At 62.7% G+C, this 18629-nt stretch carries 15 protein-coding genes; 7 read left to right on the forward strand and 8 right to left on the reverse strand.

The window, feature by feature from the left end:
• Positions 1 to 23: 23 nt before the first annotated feature.
• The 4 genes from mutL to EGJ86_RS00655 are packed head-to-tail and all read right to left on the reverse strand — an operon-like array spanning position 24 to position 5296.
• Positions 24 to 1904: a DNA mismatch repair endonuclease MutL gene (gene mutL / locus EGJ86_RS00640; RefSeq protein ID WP_177432723.1), complete on the reverse strand. Its 1881-nt coding sequence runs from the start codon at positions 1902 to 1904 to the stop codon at positions 24 to 26.
• Positions 1904 to 3331, reverse strand: coding sequence for an N-acetylmuramoyl-L-alanine amidase (locus EGJ86_RS00645; protein ID WP_021487869.1), 1428 nt, complete (start codon positions 3329 to 3331; stop codon positions 1904 to 1906). Before EGJ86_RS00645 ends, mutL begins: the two co-directional genes overlap by 1 nt.
• 10 nt (positions 3332 to 3341) lie before the next feature.
• Positions 3342 to 3809, reverse strand: a complete 468-nt coding sequence (tsaE, locus tag EGJ86_RS00650) for a tRNA (adenosine(37)-N6)-threonylcarbamoyltransferase complex ATPase subunit type 1 TsaE (protein WP_125833558.1) — start codon at positions 3807 to 3809, stop codon at positions 3342 to 3344.
• Positions 3797 to 5296 (reverse strand): NAD(P)H-hydrate dehydratase, encoded by a 1500-nt coding sequence (locus EGJ86_RS00655; protein WP_125833679.1) that lies wholly within the window; start codon positions 5294 to 5296, stop codon positions 3797 to 3799. Before EGJ86_RS00655 ends, tsaE begins: the two co-directional genes overlap by 13 nt.
• 60 nt (positions 5297 to 5356) lie before the next feature.
• Here EGJ86_RS00655 and queG point away from each other — a divergent pair, with 60 nt between their 5' ends.
• Positions 5357 to 6421 carry a tRNA epoxyqueuosine(34) reductase QueG gene (queG, locus tag EGJ86_RS00660; RefSeq protein WP_125833559.1) on the forward strand — a complete coding sequence of 355 codons (1065 nt, stop codon included), beginning with the start codon at positions 5357 to 5359 and terminating at the stop codon, positions 6419 to 6421.
• Positions 6422 to 6521: 100 nt separating this feature from the next.
• Here the strand turns inward: queG and orn are convergent, their stop codons facing one another.
• Complete coding sequence (gene orn, locus EGJ86_RS00665) at positions 6522 to 7064, reverse strand: oligoribonuclease (protein WP_099522717.1); 543 nt, start codon at positions 7062 to 7064, stop codon at positions 6522 to 6524.
• Positions 7065 to 7093: 29 nt separating this feature from the next.
• The gene (locus EGJ86_RS00670) at positions 7094 to 7888 is read right to left on the reverse strand and encodes a class I SAM-dependent methyltransferase (protein WP_125833560.1); all 795 of its coding nucleotides are present in this window, start codon (positions 7886 to 7888) and stop codon (positions 7094 to 7096) included.
• Between the two features lie 87 nt (positions 7889 to 7975).
• Between EGJ86_RS00670 and rsgA the strand changes: the two genes are divergently transcribed.
• Positions 7976 to 9007 carry a small ribosomal subunit biogenesis GTPase RsgA gene (gene rsgA, locus EGJ86_RS00675; RefSeq protein WP_106732507.1) on the forward strand — a complete coding sequence of 344 codons (1032 nt, stop codon included), beginning with the start codon at positions 7976 to 7978 and terminating at the stop codon, positions 9005 to 9007.
• Here rsgA and motB read toward each other — a convergent pair.
• Positions 9001 to 9996, reverse strand: coding sequence for a flagellar motor protein MotB (motB, locus tag EGJ86_RS00680; RefSeq protein WP_125833561.1), 996 nt, complete (start codon positions 9994 to 9996; stop codon positions 9001 to 9003). The genes rsgA and motB overlap by 7 nt on opposite strands.
• A 3-nt stretch (positions 9997 to 9999) precedes the next feature.
• Complete coding sequence (gene motA / locus EGJ86_RS00685; RefSeq protein ID WP_099522721.1) at positions 10000 to 10851, reverse strand: flagellar motor stator protein MotA; 852 nt, start codon at positions 10849 to 10851, stop codon at positions 10000 to 10002.
• A gap of 120 nt (positions 10852 to 10971) precedes the next feature.
• On the opposite strand from motA, the gene EGJ86_RS00690 reads away from it, so the two are divergent.
• The 5 genes from EGJ86_RS00690 to EGJ86_RS00710 all read left to right on the forward strand — a co-directional run bounded on the left by EGJ86_RS00690 (position 10972) and on the right by EGJ86_RS00710 (position 18394).
• Positions 10972 to 12495: an HDOD domain-containing protein gene (locus tag EGJ86_RS00690; RefSeq protein ID WP_125833562.1), complete on the forward strand. Its 1524-nt coding sequence runs from the start codon at positions 10972 to 10974 to the stop codon at positions 12493 to 12495.
• A gap of 50 nt (positions 12496 to 12545) precedes the next feature.
• Entirely contained in the window at positions 12546 to 13361 is an 816-nt protein-coding gene (locus tag EGJ86_RS00695) for a rhodanese-like domain-containing protein (RefSeq protein WP_125833563.1), read from the forward strand.
• A 70-nt stretch (positions 13362 to 13431) separates the two neighbouring features.
• Complete coding sequence (gene asd / locus EGJ86_RS00700; protein ID WP_125833564.1) at positions 13432 to 14292, forward strand: archaetidylserine decarboxylase; 861 nt, start codon at positions 13432 to 13434, stop codon at positions 14290 to 14292.
• Between the two features lie 167 nt (positions 14293 to 14459).
• Positions 14460 to 16262: a molecular chaperone gene (locus tag EGJ86_RS00705; protein WP_125833565.1), complete on the forward strand. Its 1803-nt coding sequence runs from the start codon at positions 14460 to 14462 to the stop codon at positions 16260 to 16262.
• 62 nt (positions 16263 to 16324) lie between these two features.
• The gene (locus tag EGJ86_RS00710; protein WP_125833566.1) at positions 16325 to 18394 is read left to right on the forward strand and encodes an EAL domain-containing protein; all 2070 of its coding nucleotides are present in this window, start codon (positions 16325 to 16327) and stop codon (positions 18392 to 18394) included.
• Positions 18395 to 18629 lie beyond the last annotated feature (235 nt).

The following is an 18629-nucleotide window of genomic DNA, read 5'->3' on the forward strand; positions in this document are numbered from 1 at the left end:
CCCTGACTCAGGGCTTCATTCAATTACTGACCGCGCATGAACAGCTTGTCGAGCTGATCCATGCTGAGTTGCGTCCAGGTCGGGCGCCCGTGGTTGCACTGGCCGCTGCGCTCGGTCTGCTCCATATCACGCAGCAAGCCATTCATCTCGGGAAGGGTCAGGCGCCGGTTGGCACGCACCGCGCCATGACAGGCCATGGTCGCCAGCAGTTCGTTGAGATGCGCCTGGATGCGGTCGCTGGTGCCGTATTCCAGCAGATCGGCCAGCACATCACGCACCAACTGGGTGGCTTCGGCCTGCTTGAGCAGGGCCGGAATCTGGCGAATCGCCACGGTTTCTTCACCGAGACGCTGCAGCTCGAAGCCCAGACGCTGGAACCATTCGCCATGCTCCTCGGCGCAATCGGCTTCGCGCTGACTGAGGGCGATTGATTCAGGCACCAGCAACGGCTGGCCACGCAGACCTTCGCTAGCCATGGCCTGCTTCAGGCGCTCGTAGGTGATGCGCTCGTGCGCCGCATGCATGTCCACCACCACCAGGCCCTGCGCGTTTTCGGCAAGAATGTAGACACCTTTGAGCTGTGCCACAGCGTAGCCGAGTGGTGGAATGTCGCCCTGCTCCTGCGGCATGGGCTGAACCTGGGCACTCGGCAGTGGCGAAAAATACTCGCGATATGCAGCCTGGGCTTCACCAGCGGATACGCCGGGGTTACCGGCAGGCTGCTGGTAACCAGCACCACTGCCGCGCCAGGCCGGCTGCACAGTGGCCGGCGAGGTTTCAAGAATGCTGGCGGCCAGGCCCATCTCGCCTTGCGGGCCGAACTCCCCGGCGGCCAGGCCGGTCGGGCGCACCACGGGCGATATGGCCGCCGGGGCCGCCACCTGATCCTCCGGGCGCACATCGGCCAGGGCACGATGCAATGTGCCGTAAAGGAAGTCATGAACCATGCGACTATCGCGGAAACGCACTTCATGCTTGGTCGGGTGAACGTTGACGTCCACCGTCGACGGATCGATTTCCAGAAACAGCACGAAAGTCGGGTGCCTGCCATTGAACAGTACGTCGCGATACGCCTGGCGCACCGCATGCGCAACCAGCTTGTCGCGCACCATGCGGCCGTTGACGTAGAAATACTGCAGATCCGCCTGACTACGGGAGAAGGTCGGCAATCCGACCCACCCCCACAAACGCAGACCGCTGCGCTCGATCTCGATTGGCAACGCCTGTTCGAGAAAAGCCGGCCCACAGACTGAAGCGACGCGGCGCGCACGACTGATCTCGTCGCTTGCCTCGTGCAGAGCAAACACGGTCTTGCCGTTGTGACGCAGGTGGAAGCCGACATCGAAGCGGGCCAGCGCCAGACGCTTGATCACTTCCTGCAGATGATCGAATTCGGTCTTCTCGGCACGCAGGAACTTGCGCCGCGCCGGGGTATTGAAGAACAGGTCACGCACTTCCACCGAGGTGCCGACTGGATGCGCGGCAGGCTGCACCCGCGGCTCCATGTCACGGCCTTCGGTTTCCACCTGCCAGGCCTGCTCGGCATCAGCGGTACGCGAAGTCAGGGTCAGGCGCGACACCGAACTGATCGACGCCAGCGCCTCGCCACGAAAGCCCATGCTGAGCACGGCTTCGAGGTCTTCCAACTCACGGATCTTGCTGGTGGCGTGGCGCGCCAAGGCCAGCGGCAGGTCGTCCGGGGCGATGCCACCACCGTCGTCGCGCACCTTGAGCAGCTTTACGCCACCTTGTTCGACTTCGACATCGATACGCCGCGCACCGGAATCCAGGCTGTTTTCCAGCAATTCCTTGGCGACCGACGCCGGGCGCTCGACCACCTCGCCCGCAGCGATCTGGTTGGCCAGGCGCGGGCTGAGCAAATGAATACGGGACATGACACTCACTACTGGGCTGCCAGCGCTGTGGCGGGTATCTGCAATGTCTGGCCGACCTTGATCACGTCACCATTGAGCTTGTTGGCACTACGCAGGGACGCCAAGCTGATCTGGTAGCGCTGGGCGATCAGCGCCAGGCTCTCGCCGCGTGCCACCACATGCTCACGCGGACCCGCAGCGATCTTGCCTTCATCACGCAGCCAGGCAACGTAGGTGCCAGGCGGCGGGTTCTCATGGAAGAACTGCTTGACCCCGGTGGTGATCGAACGCGCCAGCGCCTGCTGATGGCTGGCGGTATGCAGTTTCTTGGCTTCGTTGGGGTTGGAGATGAAACCGGTCTCAACCAGAATCGAAGGAATATCCGGCGATTTCAGCACCATGAAGCCTGCCTGCTCGACGCGCCGTTTGTGCAGCGGGGTGATGCCGCCCATGTTCGACAGCACCTTCTGCCCGACATTGAGACTGGAGGACAGCGAAGCGGTCATCGACAGATCCAGCAACACGCCGGCGAGCATCTTGTCCTTGTCGTCGAGACTGACATTGCCGGCGCCACCGATCAGGTCGGACTGGTTCTCGGCATCGGCCAGCCAGCGCGCCGTCTCGGACGTAGCACCCCGCTCGGACAGGGCATAGACCGAAGCGCCGAACGCAGAAGCCCGCGGCGCCGCGTCGGCATGAATGGACACGAACAGGTCTGCGCCTTTCTTGCGCGCGATCTCGGTGCGTTTACGCAGCGGAATGAAATAGTCACCGGTGCGCACCAGTTCGGCACGGAAGCCCTTTTCGGCATTGATCTGCCGCTGCAACTCTCTGGAGATGGCCAGGGTCACGTTCTTTTCGTACTGCCCCTTGACCGGCGACAGCGCACCCGGGTCCTCACCACCATGGCCGGCATCAATGGCGACGACAATATCGCGCTTGCCATTGGGCACAGGCGTCAACTTCGGTGGTGGCTGGGTCGGCGTGACCGGCACAGGAGGTGCGCTGGCGGCAATGCTGGGCGCCTGCGTGGCGGGGGGCGCACTGCCCTGATCGAACAAATCGACCACCAGGCGATGGCCATATTGCTGATTAGGCGCCAGGGTAAAGCTCTTTGGCGACACCGGCGCCGACAAATCGATGACCACGCGCAGGTCATCAGCGCTGCGCTGGGCCGAGCGCACACCGGTGATCGGGGTGTTGGCCAGCGAAAGTTGCTCGAGACTGGTAGCCAACTTGGCGCCACTGACGTCGATAACGATGCGATCAGGTGCAGCAAGGGTGAACACGCTGTGCTGTACCGGGCCAGACAGATCGAAGACCAGACGGGTATTGTCCGGGGCACGCCACAGACGCACGCTCCGTATATCGGAGGCAGCCAGGGCCTCGGCAGCCAGGGCCGCCAACAACACCCCCACAGCTGTAACCAGCGCGCCTATGCGCATAACCAACCCCATCGCTTCTTATTCATTCCTTGCTGCTCAGGGCCTTGCACCAGGCCTCCCCTCGAGCCCCATGCCCCTGCAGCAACAGCGAACGGCCGTTCGCTTGAGGGCTAATGGTAATGTCCAGGTCGGGCTTTGGCAAAATGCCCGCGCCACGCTGCGGCCATTCGATCAGGCACAAGGCATCCCCCTCGAAGTAATCGCGGATGCCAAGAAACTCCAACTCCTCAGGATCGACCAGACGATAAAGATCGAAATGAAAGGCGCGCAGGTCGCCAATTTCGTAGGGTTCGACCAGGGTAAAGGTCGGACTCTTGACCGCACCAGCATGGCCCAGGCCGCGCAGAATGCCGCGTGAAAGGGTGGTTTTGCCGGCGCCCAGATCACCATGCAGATAGATGATGCCCTGCCCCCCACTGATCTCGGCGATCCGCGCCCCCAGAGTCAGCATTGCGGCTTCGTCGGCCGCTTCGAGTTTCACTTCACACAAGGACACAACTCCTCCAATAACTGACGAATGGTGCAGGGCAGATCACCGGCAGCCAGCCCGCGCCCCTGCGCAGCCAGCACCTCGCCGGCCCGCGCATGCAGCCATACCGCCAGGCAGGCCGCATCATACGCTGCCATGCCCTGCGCCAGCAGCGCACCGATCAATCCTGCCAGAACATCACCCAAGCCGGCTCCCGCCATCGCCGGATGGCCGCGATCACACAGCGCCAGACGCCCATCCGGTGCTGCGACCAGGCTGCCTGCGCCCTTGAGCACCACCACCAGGCCAAAGCGTTGCGCCAGGGCCCGCACGGCAGCCGGCCGATCAGCCTGCACGCTTGCGGTATCGATACCCAGCAAACGCGCCGCTTCGCCCGGATGCGGCGTGAGCACGCCCTGATCAGGCGCGGCGGCCTGGCCGGCAGCCAGCAGATTGAGCGCATCGGCATCCCAGACCTGAGGCATATCGAGACCACAGACGCCAGACAGCAAACTGCGCGACCAGGCCCCCTGACCCAGGCCAGGCCCTACCACGCAGACATCGGCGCGCTCGGTGAGTGCCAACAGCTGATTGGCCGAAGCCACCGCCGCACACATGATTTCAGGCCGTCGCACCAAAGCGGCCGCGACATGCTCGCCTCGTGTCGCCAGTGACACCAGGCCAGCGCCGGCACGCAGGGCACTGTCGGCACAGAGCAGCGCGGCGCCGCCCATGCCCAGATCGCCACCGATCACCAGCAGGTGACCGAACTGGCCCTTGTGCGCCACCGGCGACCGTGCCGCAAGGCGCTGCAGATTGGCCGGATCGAGACACTGCGCCACGCTGGGCGCCTGGGCCAATAGCCGGGCATCGCCCTGCAGATCGTCGAACTGCAGCTCGCCGCACAGCTCCGGGCCAATGCCCGTCAGCAGGCCGAGCTTGAGGGCGATGAAGGTCACGGTCAGATCGGCGCGCACGGCCACACCAAGACACGCGCCGCTATCGGCGTGCAAACCAGAAGGAATATCCACCGCCAGCACCGGCAAGCCACTCTGGTTGAGCATGCGCATCGCCTGGGCATAAGGCTCACGCACCGCACCAGCCAGACCCGTGCCGAGCATCGCATCGACCACGATGCCAGCCAGTGGCGCGCATTCGCTCCAGGGCAGCACCTTCACGCCCGCCCTTCGCGCCTCGGCGCAGGCCTGCTCAGCATCGCCACTCAGAGCAGCGGGATCACCCACCGCCAGCACGCGCACGCGCCAACCGGCACGCTGAGCCAGAGCCGCAATCAGGTAGCCGTCACCGGCATTATTACCACGCCCGGACAACACGGTGATTTCGCCGGCATCCGGCCAGCGCCTGCGCAAGGCGCGCCAGGCCGCGTGGGCGGCGCGTTGCATCAACTCGAAACCGGGCGTGCCGGCGGCGATCAACTGCGCATCCAGCGCACGCACCTGTTCGGCACTGTGCAGGCTCAACGGCAAAGAGGCTGGTAGTAGATGCATGGCTCGCTCACCACGGATGTCTGGCAGAATTATACCTACGTCCATCACCTGCGCCCGCCCATGTCCGATCAAACCCTCGACCTCAATGCTCTGGCCCTGTCCATTAAGGACTGGGGACGTGAGCTGGGCTTTCAGCAGGTCGGCATCACCGATGTCGAGCTGGGCGAACACGAGGCACACCTGCAACGCTGGCTGGCAGCCGGCTATCAGGGCGAGATGGAGTACATGGCCGCCCACGGCAGCAAGCGCTCACACCCGGACGAACTGGTACCTGGCACCCTGCGCGTGGTGTCGCTGCGCATGGACTATCTGCCCGGCGACACGCAGATGGCCCAGCGCCTCAAAGAGCCGGAACAGGCCTACGTGTCGCGCTACGCCCTGGGCCGCGACTACCACAAACTGATCCGCAAGCGCCTGCAACAGCTGGCCGAACGCATCCAGCAGCAAATCGGTCCGTTCGGCTACCGCGCCTTCGTCGACAGCGCCCCGGTGCTGGAAAAAGCCATCGCCGAAAAAGCCGGTCTCGGCTGGATCGGCAAGAACACCCTGGTGCTCAACCGCAAGGCCGGCAGCTATTTCTTTCTCGGCGAACTGTTCGTCGACCTGCCACTGCCGGTGGATGCCCCACACGCCAGCGAGCATTGCGGGCGCTGCAGCGCGTGCATGGATATCTGCCCCACTGCGGCCTTCGCCGGGCCCTACGTGCTGGATGCCCGGCGCTGCATTTCCTACCTGACCATCGAGCTGAAAGGCTCGATCCCCGAAGAGCTGCGTGCGCCCATCGGCAACCGGGTGTTCGGCTGCGACGACTGCCAGATCGTCTGCCCCTGGAATCGCTTCGCCCGCCCCACCGAGCAGGGCGACTTCCAGCCGCGCCATGGCCTGGACAACAGCGGCCTGGCCGAGCTGTTCATGTGGACGGAAGAGGAGTTTCTCAGCCGCACCGAAGGCTCGCCGCTACGCCGCGCCGGCTACGAGCGCTGGCTGCGTAACCTGGCAGTCGGTCTGGGCAATGCGCCTTCGACCATCCCGGTGCTGCAGGCGCTCAATGCCCGCCGCGAACACCCGTCGGAACTTGTGCGCGAGCATGTGAAATGGGCGCTGGATCGGCACAACGCGCTGTAGCCCGGATGAATTTTCCCGGATTTCATCCGGGCTACACGAGTGAACGCCGGCCCCGCGACAACCGCTCGGTGCGCGCGGCGCACCCTACGAGCGGGCTCATTTACACCTTGAGGAAATGCTTGCGGTAGTGACGCAGCTCGGCGATGGACTCACGAATATCGTCCAGCGCCTGGTGAGTGGCGGTTTTCTGGAAGCTGTCCTTGACCTCTGGCGCCCACATGCCAGCGAGGATCTTCAGCGTCGATACGTCCAGGTAGCGGTAGTGGAAGTAGGCTTCCAGCGCCGGCATGTACTTGTAGAGAAAGCGGCGATCCTGGCCAATGCTGTTGCCGCAGATTGGCGACTTACCCTTCGGCACCCACTGCTCGAGAAAAGCGATGGTCTGCGCCTCGGCAGCGGCGCTGTCGATCTTGCTCTCTCGCACGCGCTGGGTCAGGCCACTCTGGCCATGGGTGCGGGTGTTCCATTCGTCCATGCCTGCCAGAGCCTCGTCGCTCTGGTGAACGGCGATCACCGGTCCCTCAGCCAGTACGTTCAGCTCGCTGTCGGTGACGATAGTGGCCATCTCGATGATCACATCACGCTCTGGCTCCAGCCCGGTCATTTCCAGGTCGATCCAGATCAGGTTGTTGGGGTTTTGCATGGTTAGGCTCCTTGGCTCAGGCGCCAAGTCTAGCGGATCTCAGCGCCCTTCATCTGCCAGAGAAACAGAGAGGTTTGCCGCCCTTCGCTGACGTCGAGCTCGCGATCAGCTGGCACACCCGGAATCTCGAAGGTATTGCTGATCAGCCAGCTGCCAGTACGCATCTCGGCTTGCGCCTTGGCCCACAGGCGCAGCATCGGCACAGGCGAGAGAAAGCAGTAGACGACATCGAACTCGCCAAGCTCGACCTGCCACAAGCTCCGATAACGAATGCTGCAGTTTTCCTGCAGCAAGCAGCGCAGCCAGGCGAGAAGGAAGAGCAGCGGCGCCGTCTCGACACCCACGAACTGTCCGCGCGGAAACTGCCTGGCCAGCTGCAGTACCGTACCTGCCGTACCACACCCCAGGTCGACGAAGCGCAGCGGCGGCTCACGTTCGCTCAAATACTGCTGCAGACGTTGCTGCGCCTTGCGCCCACTCAGGTAGAGCGGCACCTGTTCACGCAAACTGTTCCAGTTGACCAGCAGCAACAGCACGAATCCCAGCAGGAAAAGCCAGGCCGGTAATGCAGCGCGCTGCATCACCAGCAGTGCAGGTAGAAACGCCAGATTGATCCACAACCACCAGCGTGACAGCCCCAAGCGCCAGCCGATCCCAGCGGCCACGACACCTTGTAGCAGCGCCACTGAAAACAACGACATCCGCCAAGGCAGTAACGCCAGCAGATAGACCAGCACCACCACCAGCGCCAGGGACAGGCCCTGCGCTAAAAGAGCGCGCAACAACGGTAGCCGCAGCACCGTTCTTTCCTCGCCTATCGTCATTCCCGACCTCTATTCCTGACAGCCGAATGGCCGCCGAGCGCTCATGCTAAACTCGCCGCGATCAACACTCCACTACCCGGAAGTTCCATGGCCAAACGCCAACTCAACCGCCGCCAGAACTGGCGTATCGAAAAGATTCAAGGTGAGCGCGCGGCCCGCGCAGCCAAGCGCGAATCGAAGGCAGTGGAAGCACTGGAAGGCGGTGACCTCGGCCCGGAACAGACCGGCCTGGTAATCGCCCACTTCGGCGTGCAGGTGGAAATCGAGGGCTTGCAGGGTGAAATGGCCGGCCAGGTGTTTCGCTGCCATCTGCGCGCCAATCTGCCGGCTCTGGTCACTGGCGACCAGGTGGTCTGGCGCCCGGGCAATCAGGGTGATGGCGTCATCGTCGCGCAATTGCCGCGAAACAGTGAGCTATGCCGCCCCGACATGCGCGGCCAACTCAAGCCGGTGGCGGCCAACGTCGACCAGATCGTCATCGTTTTCGCGCCGCTGCCCGAGCCGCACGCCAACCTGATCGACCGTTATCTGGTGGCCGCCGAGCACGCGGGCATTCGCCCATTGCTGCTGCTGAACAAGGCCGACCTGATCGACGAGCAGAACCAGGTCGCGCTGGACGCTCTGCTCAAGGTCTATCGTGAGCTTGAGTATCCGTTGCTGGAGGTCTCGGCCCATCAAGGCGACGGCATGGAGCAGCTGAAACAGCGCTTGAACGGTAACGTCAGCGTATTCGTGGGCCAATCTGGCGTGGGCAAATCATCGCTGGTCAACAGCCTGTTGCCCGGCGTCGATACGCGTGTCGGCGCGCTGTCTGAGCTGACTGGCAAGGGCACGCACACCACCACCACCGCTCGTCTTTTCCACTTTCCCGGTGGCGGCCAATTGATCGACTCCCCGGGCATTCGCGAATTCGGCCTCGGCCATGTCAGCCGTGATGACGTGGAAGCGGGCTTCATCGAATTCCACGACCTGCTCGGGCGCTGCCGCTTCCGTGACTGCAAGCATGATCGCGAACCCGGGTGTGCGCTTTTGCAGGCCCTGGAAGACGGCCGCGTGCAGCCGCAGCGCATGGCCAGCTACCGACACATCATCGCCAGCCTGCCGGAAGACGATTACTGATTATTCAGTTGATCGAACTGCAAGGCGCCTTCTTCGAAGATATTCAGGCGCTGCTGCAGTTGCTCTGGCGCTAGCGGTTCACTCGCCGCGTCCGCCGGAGCCTCGCCTGGCGCGGGCGCAGTGCCTTCCTCGACGCCTTGTTCGCCCTCGATGGCGCGCTGCGCCTTCTTGGTCAGCACGACGATATCGATGCGCCGATTGACCGGATTGAACGGATCCTCACGATCAAACAACGCCGACGAAGCGTACCCGACGACACGCGCCACCTGCTCGTCCGGGTACCCGCCTGCCACGAGCGTGCGCCTCGCAGCATTGGCACGGTTGGATGACAACTCCCAGTTACCGAAATCACCACGGCCGATGAACGGCTTGGCATCGGTATGCCCGCTGACGCTGATCTTGTTCGGCACCGCGCGAATGGTGTCGGCCATGGCCAGCAGGATGTCTTCGAAATAGGGCTGAAGGTTGGCACTGCCGAGGGCGAACATCGGTCGGTTCTCGGCGTCCATGATCTGGATGCGCAGACCATCCTGAGTGATTTCGAACAGTATCTGATCCTTGAAGCGCTGCAGCTCGGGATTCTCCTCGACCTTGTTCTGCAGCTCCTGCAGTAGCAGCTCCAGACGCTCCTGCTCCATCTTTTCGGCCAGGGTTTCGATCTGATCGGTGCTGACTCCGGTCTCATCCGGCTGACTCTCCGGCGTCTCGGAGATGTCCGGATTGAGGGTGCGCTCGGGCGCTGGCGTGGGCGTACCACCCAGATCGATGGCGTATGGACTGGCACTCTCGGTGAAACCGATCGGGTCCTGGAAATAGCCGGAAATGGCTTTCTTCTGTTCTGGAGTGGCCGATGTCATCAGCCACATGACCAGGAAGAACGCCATCATGGCGGTTGCGAAGTCGGCAAACGCGATCTTCCAGGCACCGCCATGGTGTCCGCCAGCGGTCTTCTTGACCCGCTTGACGATGATGGGTTGGTTATTTTCCATGGCTTAGCTGCCGCGCATGGCCTGTTCGAGCTCGCTGAAGCTCGGGCGATGCGCCGGGTACAACACCTTGCGCCCGAACTCTACGGCCAGGGTCGGCGGCATGCCCGAGGCGGAAGCGACCAGGGTCGCCTTGATCGCTTCGTAAAGGTTCAGCTCTTCCTTGGCGTCATGTTCCAGCGCGTTCGACAACGGGCCGAAGAAACCGTACGAAGCGAGAATGCCGAGGAAGGTACCGACCAGCGCCGTGCCCACCTTCTCACCGATCTGCGCGTTGTCCGCCTCGGCCAGGATCGACATGGTGATCACGATGCCCAGCACCGCCGCCACGATACCCATGGCCGGCATGCCATCGGCGACCTTGGCCACGGCGTGCGCCGGGTGCTCCACTTCCTCTTTGAGGCTGGCCAGCTCCATGTCGAACAGGCCTTCCAGTTCGTGCGGAGCCATGTTGCCGGAAGACATGATGCGCAGGTAATCGCAGATGAATGCCGTCATCCGCGCATCCTTGAGCACACCGGGATACTTGCTGAAAATCGGACTGGCGTTGGGGTCTTCGACGTCGGCCTCGATGGCCATCATGCCCTCGCGGCGACTCTTGTTGAGTATCTCGTACAGCAGTTTGAGCACTTCGAGGTAATAGGCGTGAGTGAAGCGACTGCCAAACATGCTCAACGACTTCTTGAACACCGTCATGAACATGCTGCCGGGGTTGGCCTGTAGGAATGCCCCCAGCGCCGCGCCGCCAATAATCAGAACCTCGAAGGGATGGACCAAGGCCATAAACTTGCCGCCCGAGAGTATGAACCCACCGAGCACACAGCCAAAGACAACAATGATGCCTATGATTCTTACCATGAAATAAACGCTTGAAGAGCCTAGTGGATGGGTTATTGAAAACAACCCTTCTAATTATCGGAACTTATACGCCAGACTATAGCCAGTTATGGTCAAAAGCCAGTTTCGACTCGAGCCAATATGTCGACGTCAAAGTCCCTGCCACGCACGCTGGATGCCTGGTTACAACAACTGGGCAAATTGCCACTGCCAATCGAGCAGCAGCAGCATTTGCGCCTGCGTCGCATCCTCGCCGACAGCCGCCGCACCTGGCGCGAAATTGCCGAGGCGATAGAAGCCAGCCCATCCTTTGCCCTGCAAGTACTGCGCGAAGCCAACCAGTCGGGCAACAGCCTCAGCGATCCCGCCGAGAGTGTCGAAACGGCACTTTCACGCCTGGGACTGAGCCGCTGCGAAGCCCTTCTCAACCAGGCACCTGCCCTGCCAGAAAGCGACATCCCTCTGCCATTCAAGCAGATATTGCTGATTAGTCAGCACGCCAGCCAACAGGCGCGCGGCCTGTTCGGCGCACGCCTGGCACGCCTGTGGAATGAACTGCACGGCTGCAGCCTGCTGTTTCTCTCCCCCATCTGGCCGCTGCTGTGCGCCCATCCTCAACTCTTCGAAGCCTGGGAACAGCGCGTACTGCTCAAAGGCGAGCGCCCTGCCGTCGTCGAGAAGGAATTGCTCGGGGTCACCTTGATCCAGCTGTGCGTCAAACTGGCCGAGCGCTGGCGCCTGCCCGAGTGGATCGTTCGCGGCTACCGCTTGCTGGAGCGAGATCGGCGTCAATTGGTCAAGGCGCTGCACATCGCACGCGACAACGAGCATCCCCTGCATCAACAGCAGATGCTCGACGCTGACATCCCCCTGCGCCACTGGCTCACTCACCCGAGCAATTGCGTGCTGCTGGCTAACGGCCTGGCGGTATCAGCGCACCAGGCCTGGGATACCGCGCACTGCCTGCGCTGGCAAAGACTGACCGGGCTGTACCTGCAGATACCCCTGAACGAACTGCAGCAGGAAGTGCACCAGCACGCCGTGAGCAGCGCGCGCTTGATCCACGACCCCGCACTGTGGCACCCGGCCCAGGCACTGATCTGGCCTTGGGACGCTCATCGCCTCAAACCAGCCGTGAGCGTAGCTGCGCCCCCCAAGCGCGATGACCTCGCCGCCTGGCGCCAGCACTGCGCACGCCTGCTCTCCGACCCCAGCACCTTTGCCAACGTGCCACAGCTGACTGCCTGCGCCCGTGACGCCTTGCAGGCCTGCGGCCTGAAACGCGTGCTGCTGCTACTTGCCGATCGTAATCACACTCGCCTGCAGAGCCAGCAATATGCCGGCCTCGACGCAAGCGCAGCGAGCCTCAGCCTCGATCCGGCACAGAGCCAGATGTTGAAGCGCCTTCTCAGCGCACCCGGACAACTGCGCCTGACACCGAGCAACATCGCGCAGTTTTCTGCCTTGCTGCCCGGCAACCTCAAGGCACTTTTCCCCAGCGAACATCTGCTGCTGCGCTCTGTCGCCAACAATGGTCGCGTGGTGATGCTGGTTATAGCGGACCAGGGCGGCCAACCACTCAATGACGTCTGCCTACAGGCGTTCGGCAAGACCGTGCAGTGCATCGAGCGCGCACTGGGCAGCTTTTCCAGGCGCGGGCGCTGAAGCGCTCTGTTTCCGCTACAATCGACCTCTTTTCATTCAAGGAGGCCGTCATGTCCGCCTTCGACAACTTTCCACTGGTGATCGAGCCAGTCCAACTGGCCGAACGCCTGGATGCAGCCGACCTGATCCTGCTCGATCTGAGCAGCGCAGCGCGCTACGCCGCCGGCCACATCCCCGGCGCACGCTGGGTCGATGCCAAGCGCACGCAACTGGGTGCCCCGCCCGCTCCCGGCCTACTACCCGAGCGAGCGCAGCTCGAAGCGCTGTTCGCCGATATCGGTCATCACGCGAATGCCGTTTATGTGGTCTACGACGATGAGGGCGGCCCCTGGGCCGGTCGCTTCATCTGGCTGCTCGACGTGATCGGCCATTCGCGCTACCACTTCCTCAACGGCGGCTTGCAGGCCTGGATCAGCGATGGCCTCGAGCTGAGCCAGGAGGAGCCCGCAGTAACCCGCACCGAGGTATCACTGACGCTGAGCGATGCCCCCACCGCCACCCGCGAGTACCTGCAGTCGCGCCTGGATGCCGCCGACCTGGCCATCTGGGACGTGCGCGGCGCAGACGAATACCGCGGCGAAAAACTGAGTTCAGCGCGTGGCGGGCATATCCCCGGCGCCACCCATTTTGAGTGGACCGCCGGCATGGATCCGCAACGCGGTATGCGCATTCGCACGGATATCGCCGAAGTCCTGCAAGGTCTGGGCATCACGCCCGACAAGGAAGTGATCACTCACTGCCAGACGCACCGCCGCTCCGGCTTCAGCTATGTGGTGGCCAAGGCGCTCGGCTACCCACGCGTGAAGGCCTACGCCGGCTCCTGGTCCGAGTGGGGCAACCTGCCCGACACGCCCATCGAACGCTGAGTCCGTCGACCATTCAGTTGCACCCGGCCTGGCCACGCCAGTGTCGGTTCAGAACCTTCAAGGAAACACGATGAAACAACGTCTTTTTATCCTCAGCCAGTACCTGCTGCCTCATCACCTGCTGTCGCGCCTGATCGGCTGCATTGCCGAATGCCGTATTGGCTGGCTGAAGAATCCGCTGATCTCGTGGTTCGCCAAGCAGTACCAGGTCAACATGAGCGAAGCGCAAGTCGAGGACCTGCGTGCTTACGAACATTTCAACGCGTTCTTCACCCGCGCCCTGAAAGACGGCGCGCGCCCGCTGGACGAAACCCTCGGCGCCATTCTCAGCCCGGCCGACGGGGCGATCAGCCAACTCGGCGCCATCGAGCACGGCCGCATCTTCCAGGCCAAGGGCCACAGTTTCAGCGCTGTCGAACTCCTCGGTGGCGACGCCGAACGCGCAGCGCCGTTCATGGGTGGCCAGTTCGCCACCGTGTACCTCTCACCGAAGGATTACCACCGCGTCCATATGCCGCTGGGCGGCACGCTGAAAGAGATGGTCTACGTGCCGGGCCGCCTGTTCTCGGTCAACCAGACCACCGCAGAAAACGTGCCGGAACTGTTCGCCCGCAACGAGCGCGTGGTCTGCCTGTTCGACACCGAGCGTGGACCGATGGCGGTGGTGCTGGTAGGCGCGATGATCGTGGCCAGCGTGGAAACCGTATGGGCCGGCCTGGTCACCCCACCCAAGCGCGAGCTCAAGAGCACACGCTATGACGCACAAGCACGCGGGCCAATCGAGCTCGCCAAAGGCACCGAAATGGGCCGTTTCAAGCTGGGCTCCACCGCCATTGTCCTGTTCGGCCCGAATCAGGTGCAATGGGCACAAGAGCTGGACGCTGGCAGCGCGGTGCGCATGGGCCAACTGATGGGCACAACTCAGAACTGAGCCGCTGAGAAAAAGCACCCGCATCTCGACCGTTCGGTCATAGATCCGTACTCTGGCGAGGTAGACCGTCCACACAGACGGGCTGCCAGCCCAGGCAGATACTGCTAGAGTTCGAAAGACTATTACTAGAGCCGCTTGCTAGTGCGTGGCCGGAGCCTCCGAGTTTGATGGATAAACAGAGTACCCACCTTCAGCTATTGCGCGTTCCCACGCCGAGCAAGCAGAGCCTCAGCTTCTGCGACGGCAGCCCCCGCGATCTCAAACGTTGGATCGCTGGCCTGCCCAAGGCGAATATCGGTGAAACTGCACGCCAGCTGTATCAGAGCCTGGTGGAACTCAATCAATTCCTCACTCCCTCGGAAAACCGCCTGCAGTTGCTGGAGTTGCTGCGCCCGGAAGTCAGCTTCGTCTGCCAACACCTGGAACGCCACTTTCTCAACCAGGCCATCGTGCTCGACGAACGCCCGCGCAAGGTGGCCAACCTGTGCCAGGCGTTACAGAACCACCTGGCCGTTGGCTACAAGCTGATCATTTCCCGCGTGATCACCCGTAGCGGCAAGGATCGCGACCAACTGCTCGCCGTCTCCCTGCAGCGTGCCAGCCACAGCCTGTGCAGCCCGCTGATTCGTGCCAGTCAGCTTTACTGCCCGGTGCCCGAAGGGCTCTGGCTGGAGCTGCACCAGCTCTATCAAATTGCCTGCGAGCAGCGCCTGCAGCGTCAGGTCATTCGTGACCCGTTGGCACGCCATACTCAGGGCATGAGCACCGAGCAGACCTACGTGACCGCACTGCTGCTGGGCTGCGCGCGTACCAACCAGATGCGCCAGAACGGCATCGCACGCCTGGCAGAAGCTCTGGAGCCCTGGAGCACGCTGGTCAAGCTGCAGGCCGGCGATGATCCAGACAGCCTGTTCGTGCTGGCGCCGCAGATCGACGGCCCGCCGCGCTACAAGTCGCTTTATCAGAGCAGCGAGCTGCACAACCTGCTGGGTATCGATACCCAGCCGCTGGTCGACGCCATCAAGGAGTACCTCGATCTGCCGGAAGAAGAGCGCAGCAAATCGCGCCTGATGATTCCGGAGGGCATCAGCCTCGACCTGCTGCAACACGTCGCGGCGGCCTGGGGCGACATCGCCGAACGCACCTTCCAGCGCACTGCGGGCCACGGCAGCCTGACCCTGTGCATCGGCATGACCGCGCTGCACTTCTTCCTCGCCGGACGCAGCTCGTTCGCCGAAGTGCTCAAGCGTCCCGTGGAGATCGGCGCAGCGGTGTTCAAGCCGGTTACCGGCGAGCCTGACGTCTGGTCGAGCGCCTTCGATGCCCAACGCAATGCGGCTGACGAAATCCACTTCGAAGAGATTCAGTACACCAAGGTAACCCCCGGCGAGCAGGCTCAACCCGAGAGCAATGGCGAAAGCTACCCGACCTTTCCTCTGCCCATCGTCAATCACAGCCCCGGTGGCTATTGCCTTTCCTGGCCAAAGGACGTCCCCAGCCAACTGCAGGCCGGCGAACTGTTAGGCGTACAAGACAATCCCAGCCAGGGCTGGAGCGTGGCCATCGTGCGCTGGATTCGTCAGGTCCGCGGCGGCGGCACGCAGATGGGGATCGAGCTGATCGCACCGCACGCGCGCCCGTGCGGCCTGCAACTGCTGCGCAAAGGCGAGCAGAACAGCCAGTACCTGCGCGCCCTGCTGCTGCCGGAAATCAGCGCCATTTCCCGCCCTGCCAGCCTGATCACGCCGCGCCTGCCGTTCCAGGAAGGCAGCAAGGTACTGATCAACGACCACGGCGAAGAGCACCGCGCGGTACTGACGCGCAAGCAAGTCAGCACCGGCAGCTTCAGCCAGTTCGAATATCACCGAGTAGGCGTGGAAGAAGCCTCAGCCGGGACACCGGTCACAGCCTCGCAAAGCCAGAAGCCTGCCGGGGAGGAAGATTTTGACTCGCTCTGGAAGTCGCTGTAGGCTCCGGCGGACTCACCATTTGTCGCTTTTTCGCGTCCGTTCGGCGCGGTAATGACCCCTCTATGGCCATCGAAAAAAAAACCATCCGCCTGCTGATTCTCGAAGACTCGCAGAACGAAGCAGAGCGCCTAGTCAGTCTGTTCCGCAATGCAGGACATGCCACTCGCGTGCATCGCCTGACCTCCAGCGACGACCTTGCTGAAAGCCTGCAACAGACTTGGGACTTGCTGATCTGCGCCCCCAGTAGCGAGCACTTAGAACCCAGCGAGGCGATAACCGCCATTCGCCGCCAGGCCAAGGACATCCCGGTCATCCAACTGGTCGAGGAGAATGACTCCGAGATCATTACCGAAGCCCTGCTGTTCGGCGCACAAGACGCCCTGCCGCAAGGCGAGGATGAACGCCTGGTGCTGGTCGCCAAGCGCGAGCTGGCCAATCTCGAAGAGCGCCGCGCCCGTCGTGCCGCCGAAGTGGCATTACGCGAAGCCGAGAAACGCTGCCAGCTGCTACTGGAAAGCTCGGTCGACGCCATCACCTATGTCCACGACGGCATGCACATCTATGCCAACCGTGCCTATCTCGAGCTGTTCAGCTACGAGGATGGTGATGAGCTCGAAGGCATGCCGATGATCGACTTGATCGCCAGTGCCGATCACGGGGCGTTCAAGGACTTCCTGAAGAACTACCAGAGCGCTGAAGGCCACGCCGAGCTCAACTGCCAGGGCGTGCGCGCCGATGGCAGCAGCTTCGCCGCGCAAATGACCTTTTCCCCCGCCACCTATGATGGCGAGCCGTGCATTCAGGTGGTGATCCGCGCGCAAACGTCCAATGCCGAACTGGAAGAGAAACTGCGTGAAATCAGCAGCCAGGACCTAGTCACTGGCCTGTTCAACCGCAACCACTTCCTCGAGCTGATGGACAACGCCGCCGAACGCGCCATCAACAGCGGCCAGCCCTCGACCCTGGCGTATATCCGGGTCGACCGCTACGCCGGCATGCAGGGCGAAATCGGCCTGGCCGGCATCGACATGCTGCTGACCGACCTGGCCGGCCTGCTGCGCGCGCATTTCCCGATGGAGACCCAGCTGGCCCGCTTCGGTGACGACGTGTTCGCCGCCCTACTGCCGCTCCAGACGCCCGAGCAGTGCCAGGCCAGCCTGGCGGCCCTGCTGAAGAAGGTCGAAGGCCACCTGTTCGACGTCAGCGGCCGCACCGTACAGACCACGCTTTCAATCGGCGTGGCGGGGCTCAGTGAGAAAACCGCCAAGGCACAGGAAGTCATCGATCGCGCGCACCGCTGCGCCGACGAGCTCAGCGACGGCAACGCCATCAAGCTGTTCAACCCGGCCGATGAGCTGGCCGCAGCCGCCAACCGCGGCAACCTGCTGGCGATGGTGCAGCAGGCACTGGAGAACAACAGCTTCCGCCTACTGTTCCAGCCAATCATCAGCCTGCGTGGCGACGCCCACGAACATTACGAAGTGCTGCTGCGCCTGCTCAGCCCACAGGGCGAAGAGGTTCCGCCGGCGCAGTTCCTCGCCGCGGCCAAGGACGCGGGCCTGGGCGAGAAAATCGACCGCTGGGTGATCCTCAACTCGATCAAGCTGCTGGCCGACCACCGCTCCAAAGGCCACAACACCCGCCTGTTCGTGCACCTGTCCAGCGCCAGCCTGCAGGATCAGACCTTGTTGCCCTGGCTAAGCGTGGCCCTCAAGGCCGCTCGCCTGCCATCGGATTCACTGGTATTCCAGTTCAGCGAGCCCGATGCCATTACCTACCTGAAACAGGCCAAGGTGCTGACCCAGGGCCTGGCTGAGCTGCACTGCAAGGTCGCTCTGAGCCAGTTCGGCTGCGCCCTGAACCCGTTCAACACGCTCAAGCACCTGCAAGTGGACTTCGTCAAAGTCGACGGTTCCTTCTCCCAGGACCTGAGCAATGCAGAGAACCAGGAAGCGCTGAAAACCCTACTCAGCAGCTTGCATGCCCAGGCCAAGCTGACCATCGTGCCCTTCGTCGAAAGTGCCAGCGTACTGGCGACGCTGTGGCAGGCCGGGGTCAACTTCATTCAGGGCTACTACCTGCAGGGCCCGAGCCAGTCGATGGACTACGACTTCTCGGCTGGCGACGAATAAACCCTCCCCCAGTAAAAAGCCGCCTATTCAGCTAGCCGTTGGGGAAATCTGTTGAAAGATTCCCCGATGGCCTGCGGTTACGGGCCCTATAAGCAAAAATCCCCAGCCGAGATATTTTCTGCTGGGGACTTCTGCTTTTTGGCTTTCAGATCATGACGTTAACGATCTGCATCAACGGATTAAGCCAACGCCTTGCCTATTCAGGCGGCTTTTTCGTTTCCGAAAGAACGCGGCG

Source organism: Pseudomonas sp. o96-267, from assembly GCF_003935465.1.
GTDB lineage: Bacteria > Pseudomonadota > Gammaproteobacteria > Pseudomonadales > Pseudomonadaceae > Aquipseudomonas > Aquipseudomonas sediminis.

Bases quoted from the DNA above. Each gene is read 5' to 3' on its own strand.
- EGJ86_RS00645 (WP_021487869.1), bottom strand. From the start codon at position 3,331: ATGGGGTTGGTTATGCGCATAGGCGCGCTGGTTACAGCTGTGGGGGTG.
- EGJ86_RS00655 (WP_125833679.1), bottom strand. From the start codon at position 5,296: ATGCATCTACTACCAGCCTCTTTGCCGTTGAGCCTGCACAGTGCCGAA.
- queG (WP_125833559.1), top strand. From the start codon at position 5,357: ATGTCCGATCAAACCCTCGACCTCAATGCTCTGGCCCTGTCCATTAAG.
- orn (WP_099522717.1), bottom strand. From the start codon at position 7,064: ATGCAAAACCCCAACAACCTGATCTGGATCGACCTGGAAATGACCGGG.
- EGJ86_RS00670 (WP_125833560.1), bottom strand. From the start codon at position 7,888: ATGACGATAGGCGAGGAAAGAACGGTGCTGCGGCTACCGTTGTTGCGC.
- rsgA (WP_106732507.1), top strand. From the start codon at position 7,976: ATGGCCAAACGCCAACTCAACCGCCGCCAGAACTGGCGTATCGAAAAG.
- motB (WP_125833561.1), bottom strand. From the start codon at position 9,996: ATGGAAAATAACCAACCCATCATCGTCAAGCGGGTCAAGAAGACCGCT.
- motA (WP_099522721.1), bottom strand. From the start codon at position 10,851: ATGGTAAGAATCATAGGCATCATTGTTGTCTTTGGCTGTGTGCTCGGT.
- EGJ86_RS00690 (WP_125833562.1), top strand. From the start codon at position 10,972: ATGTCGACGTCAAAGTCCCTGCCACGCACGCTGGATGCCTGGTTACAA.
- EGJ86_RS00695 (WP_125833563.1), top strand. From the start codon at position 12,546: ATGTCCGCCTTCGACAACTTTCCACTGGTGATCGAGCCAGTCCAACTG.
- asd (WP_125833564.1), top strand. From the start codon at position 13,432: ATGAAACAACGTCTTTTTATCCTCAGCCAGTACCTGCTGCCTCATCAC.
- EGJ86_RS00705 (WP_125833565.1), top strand. From the start codon at position 14,460: ATGGATAAACAGAGTACCCACCTTCAGCTATTGCGCGTTCCCACGCCG.
- EGJ86_RS00710 (WP_125833566.1), top strand. From the start codon at position 16,325: ATGGCCATCGAAAAAAAAACCATCCGCCTGCTGATTCTCGAAGACTCG.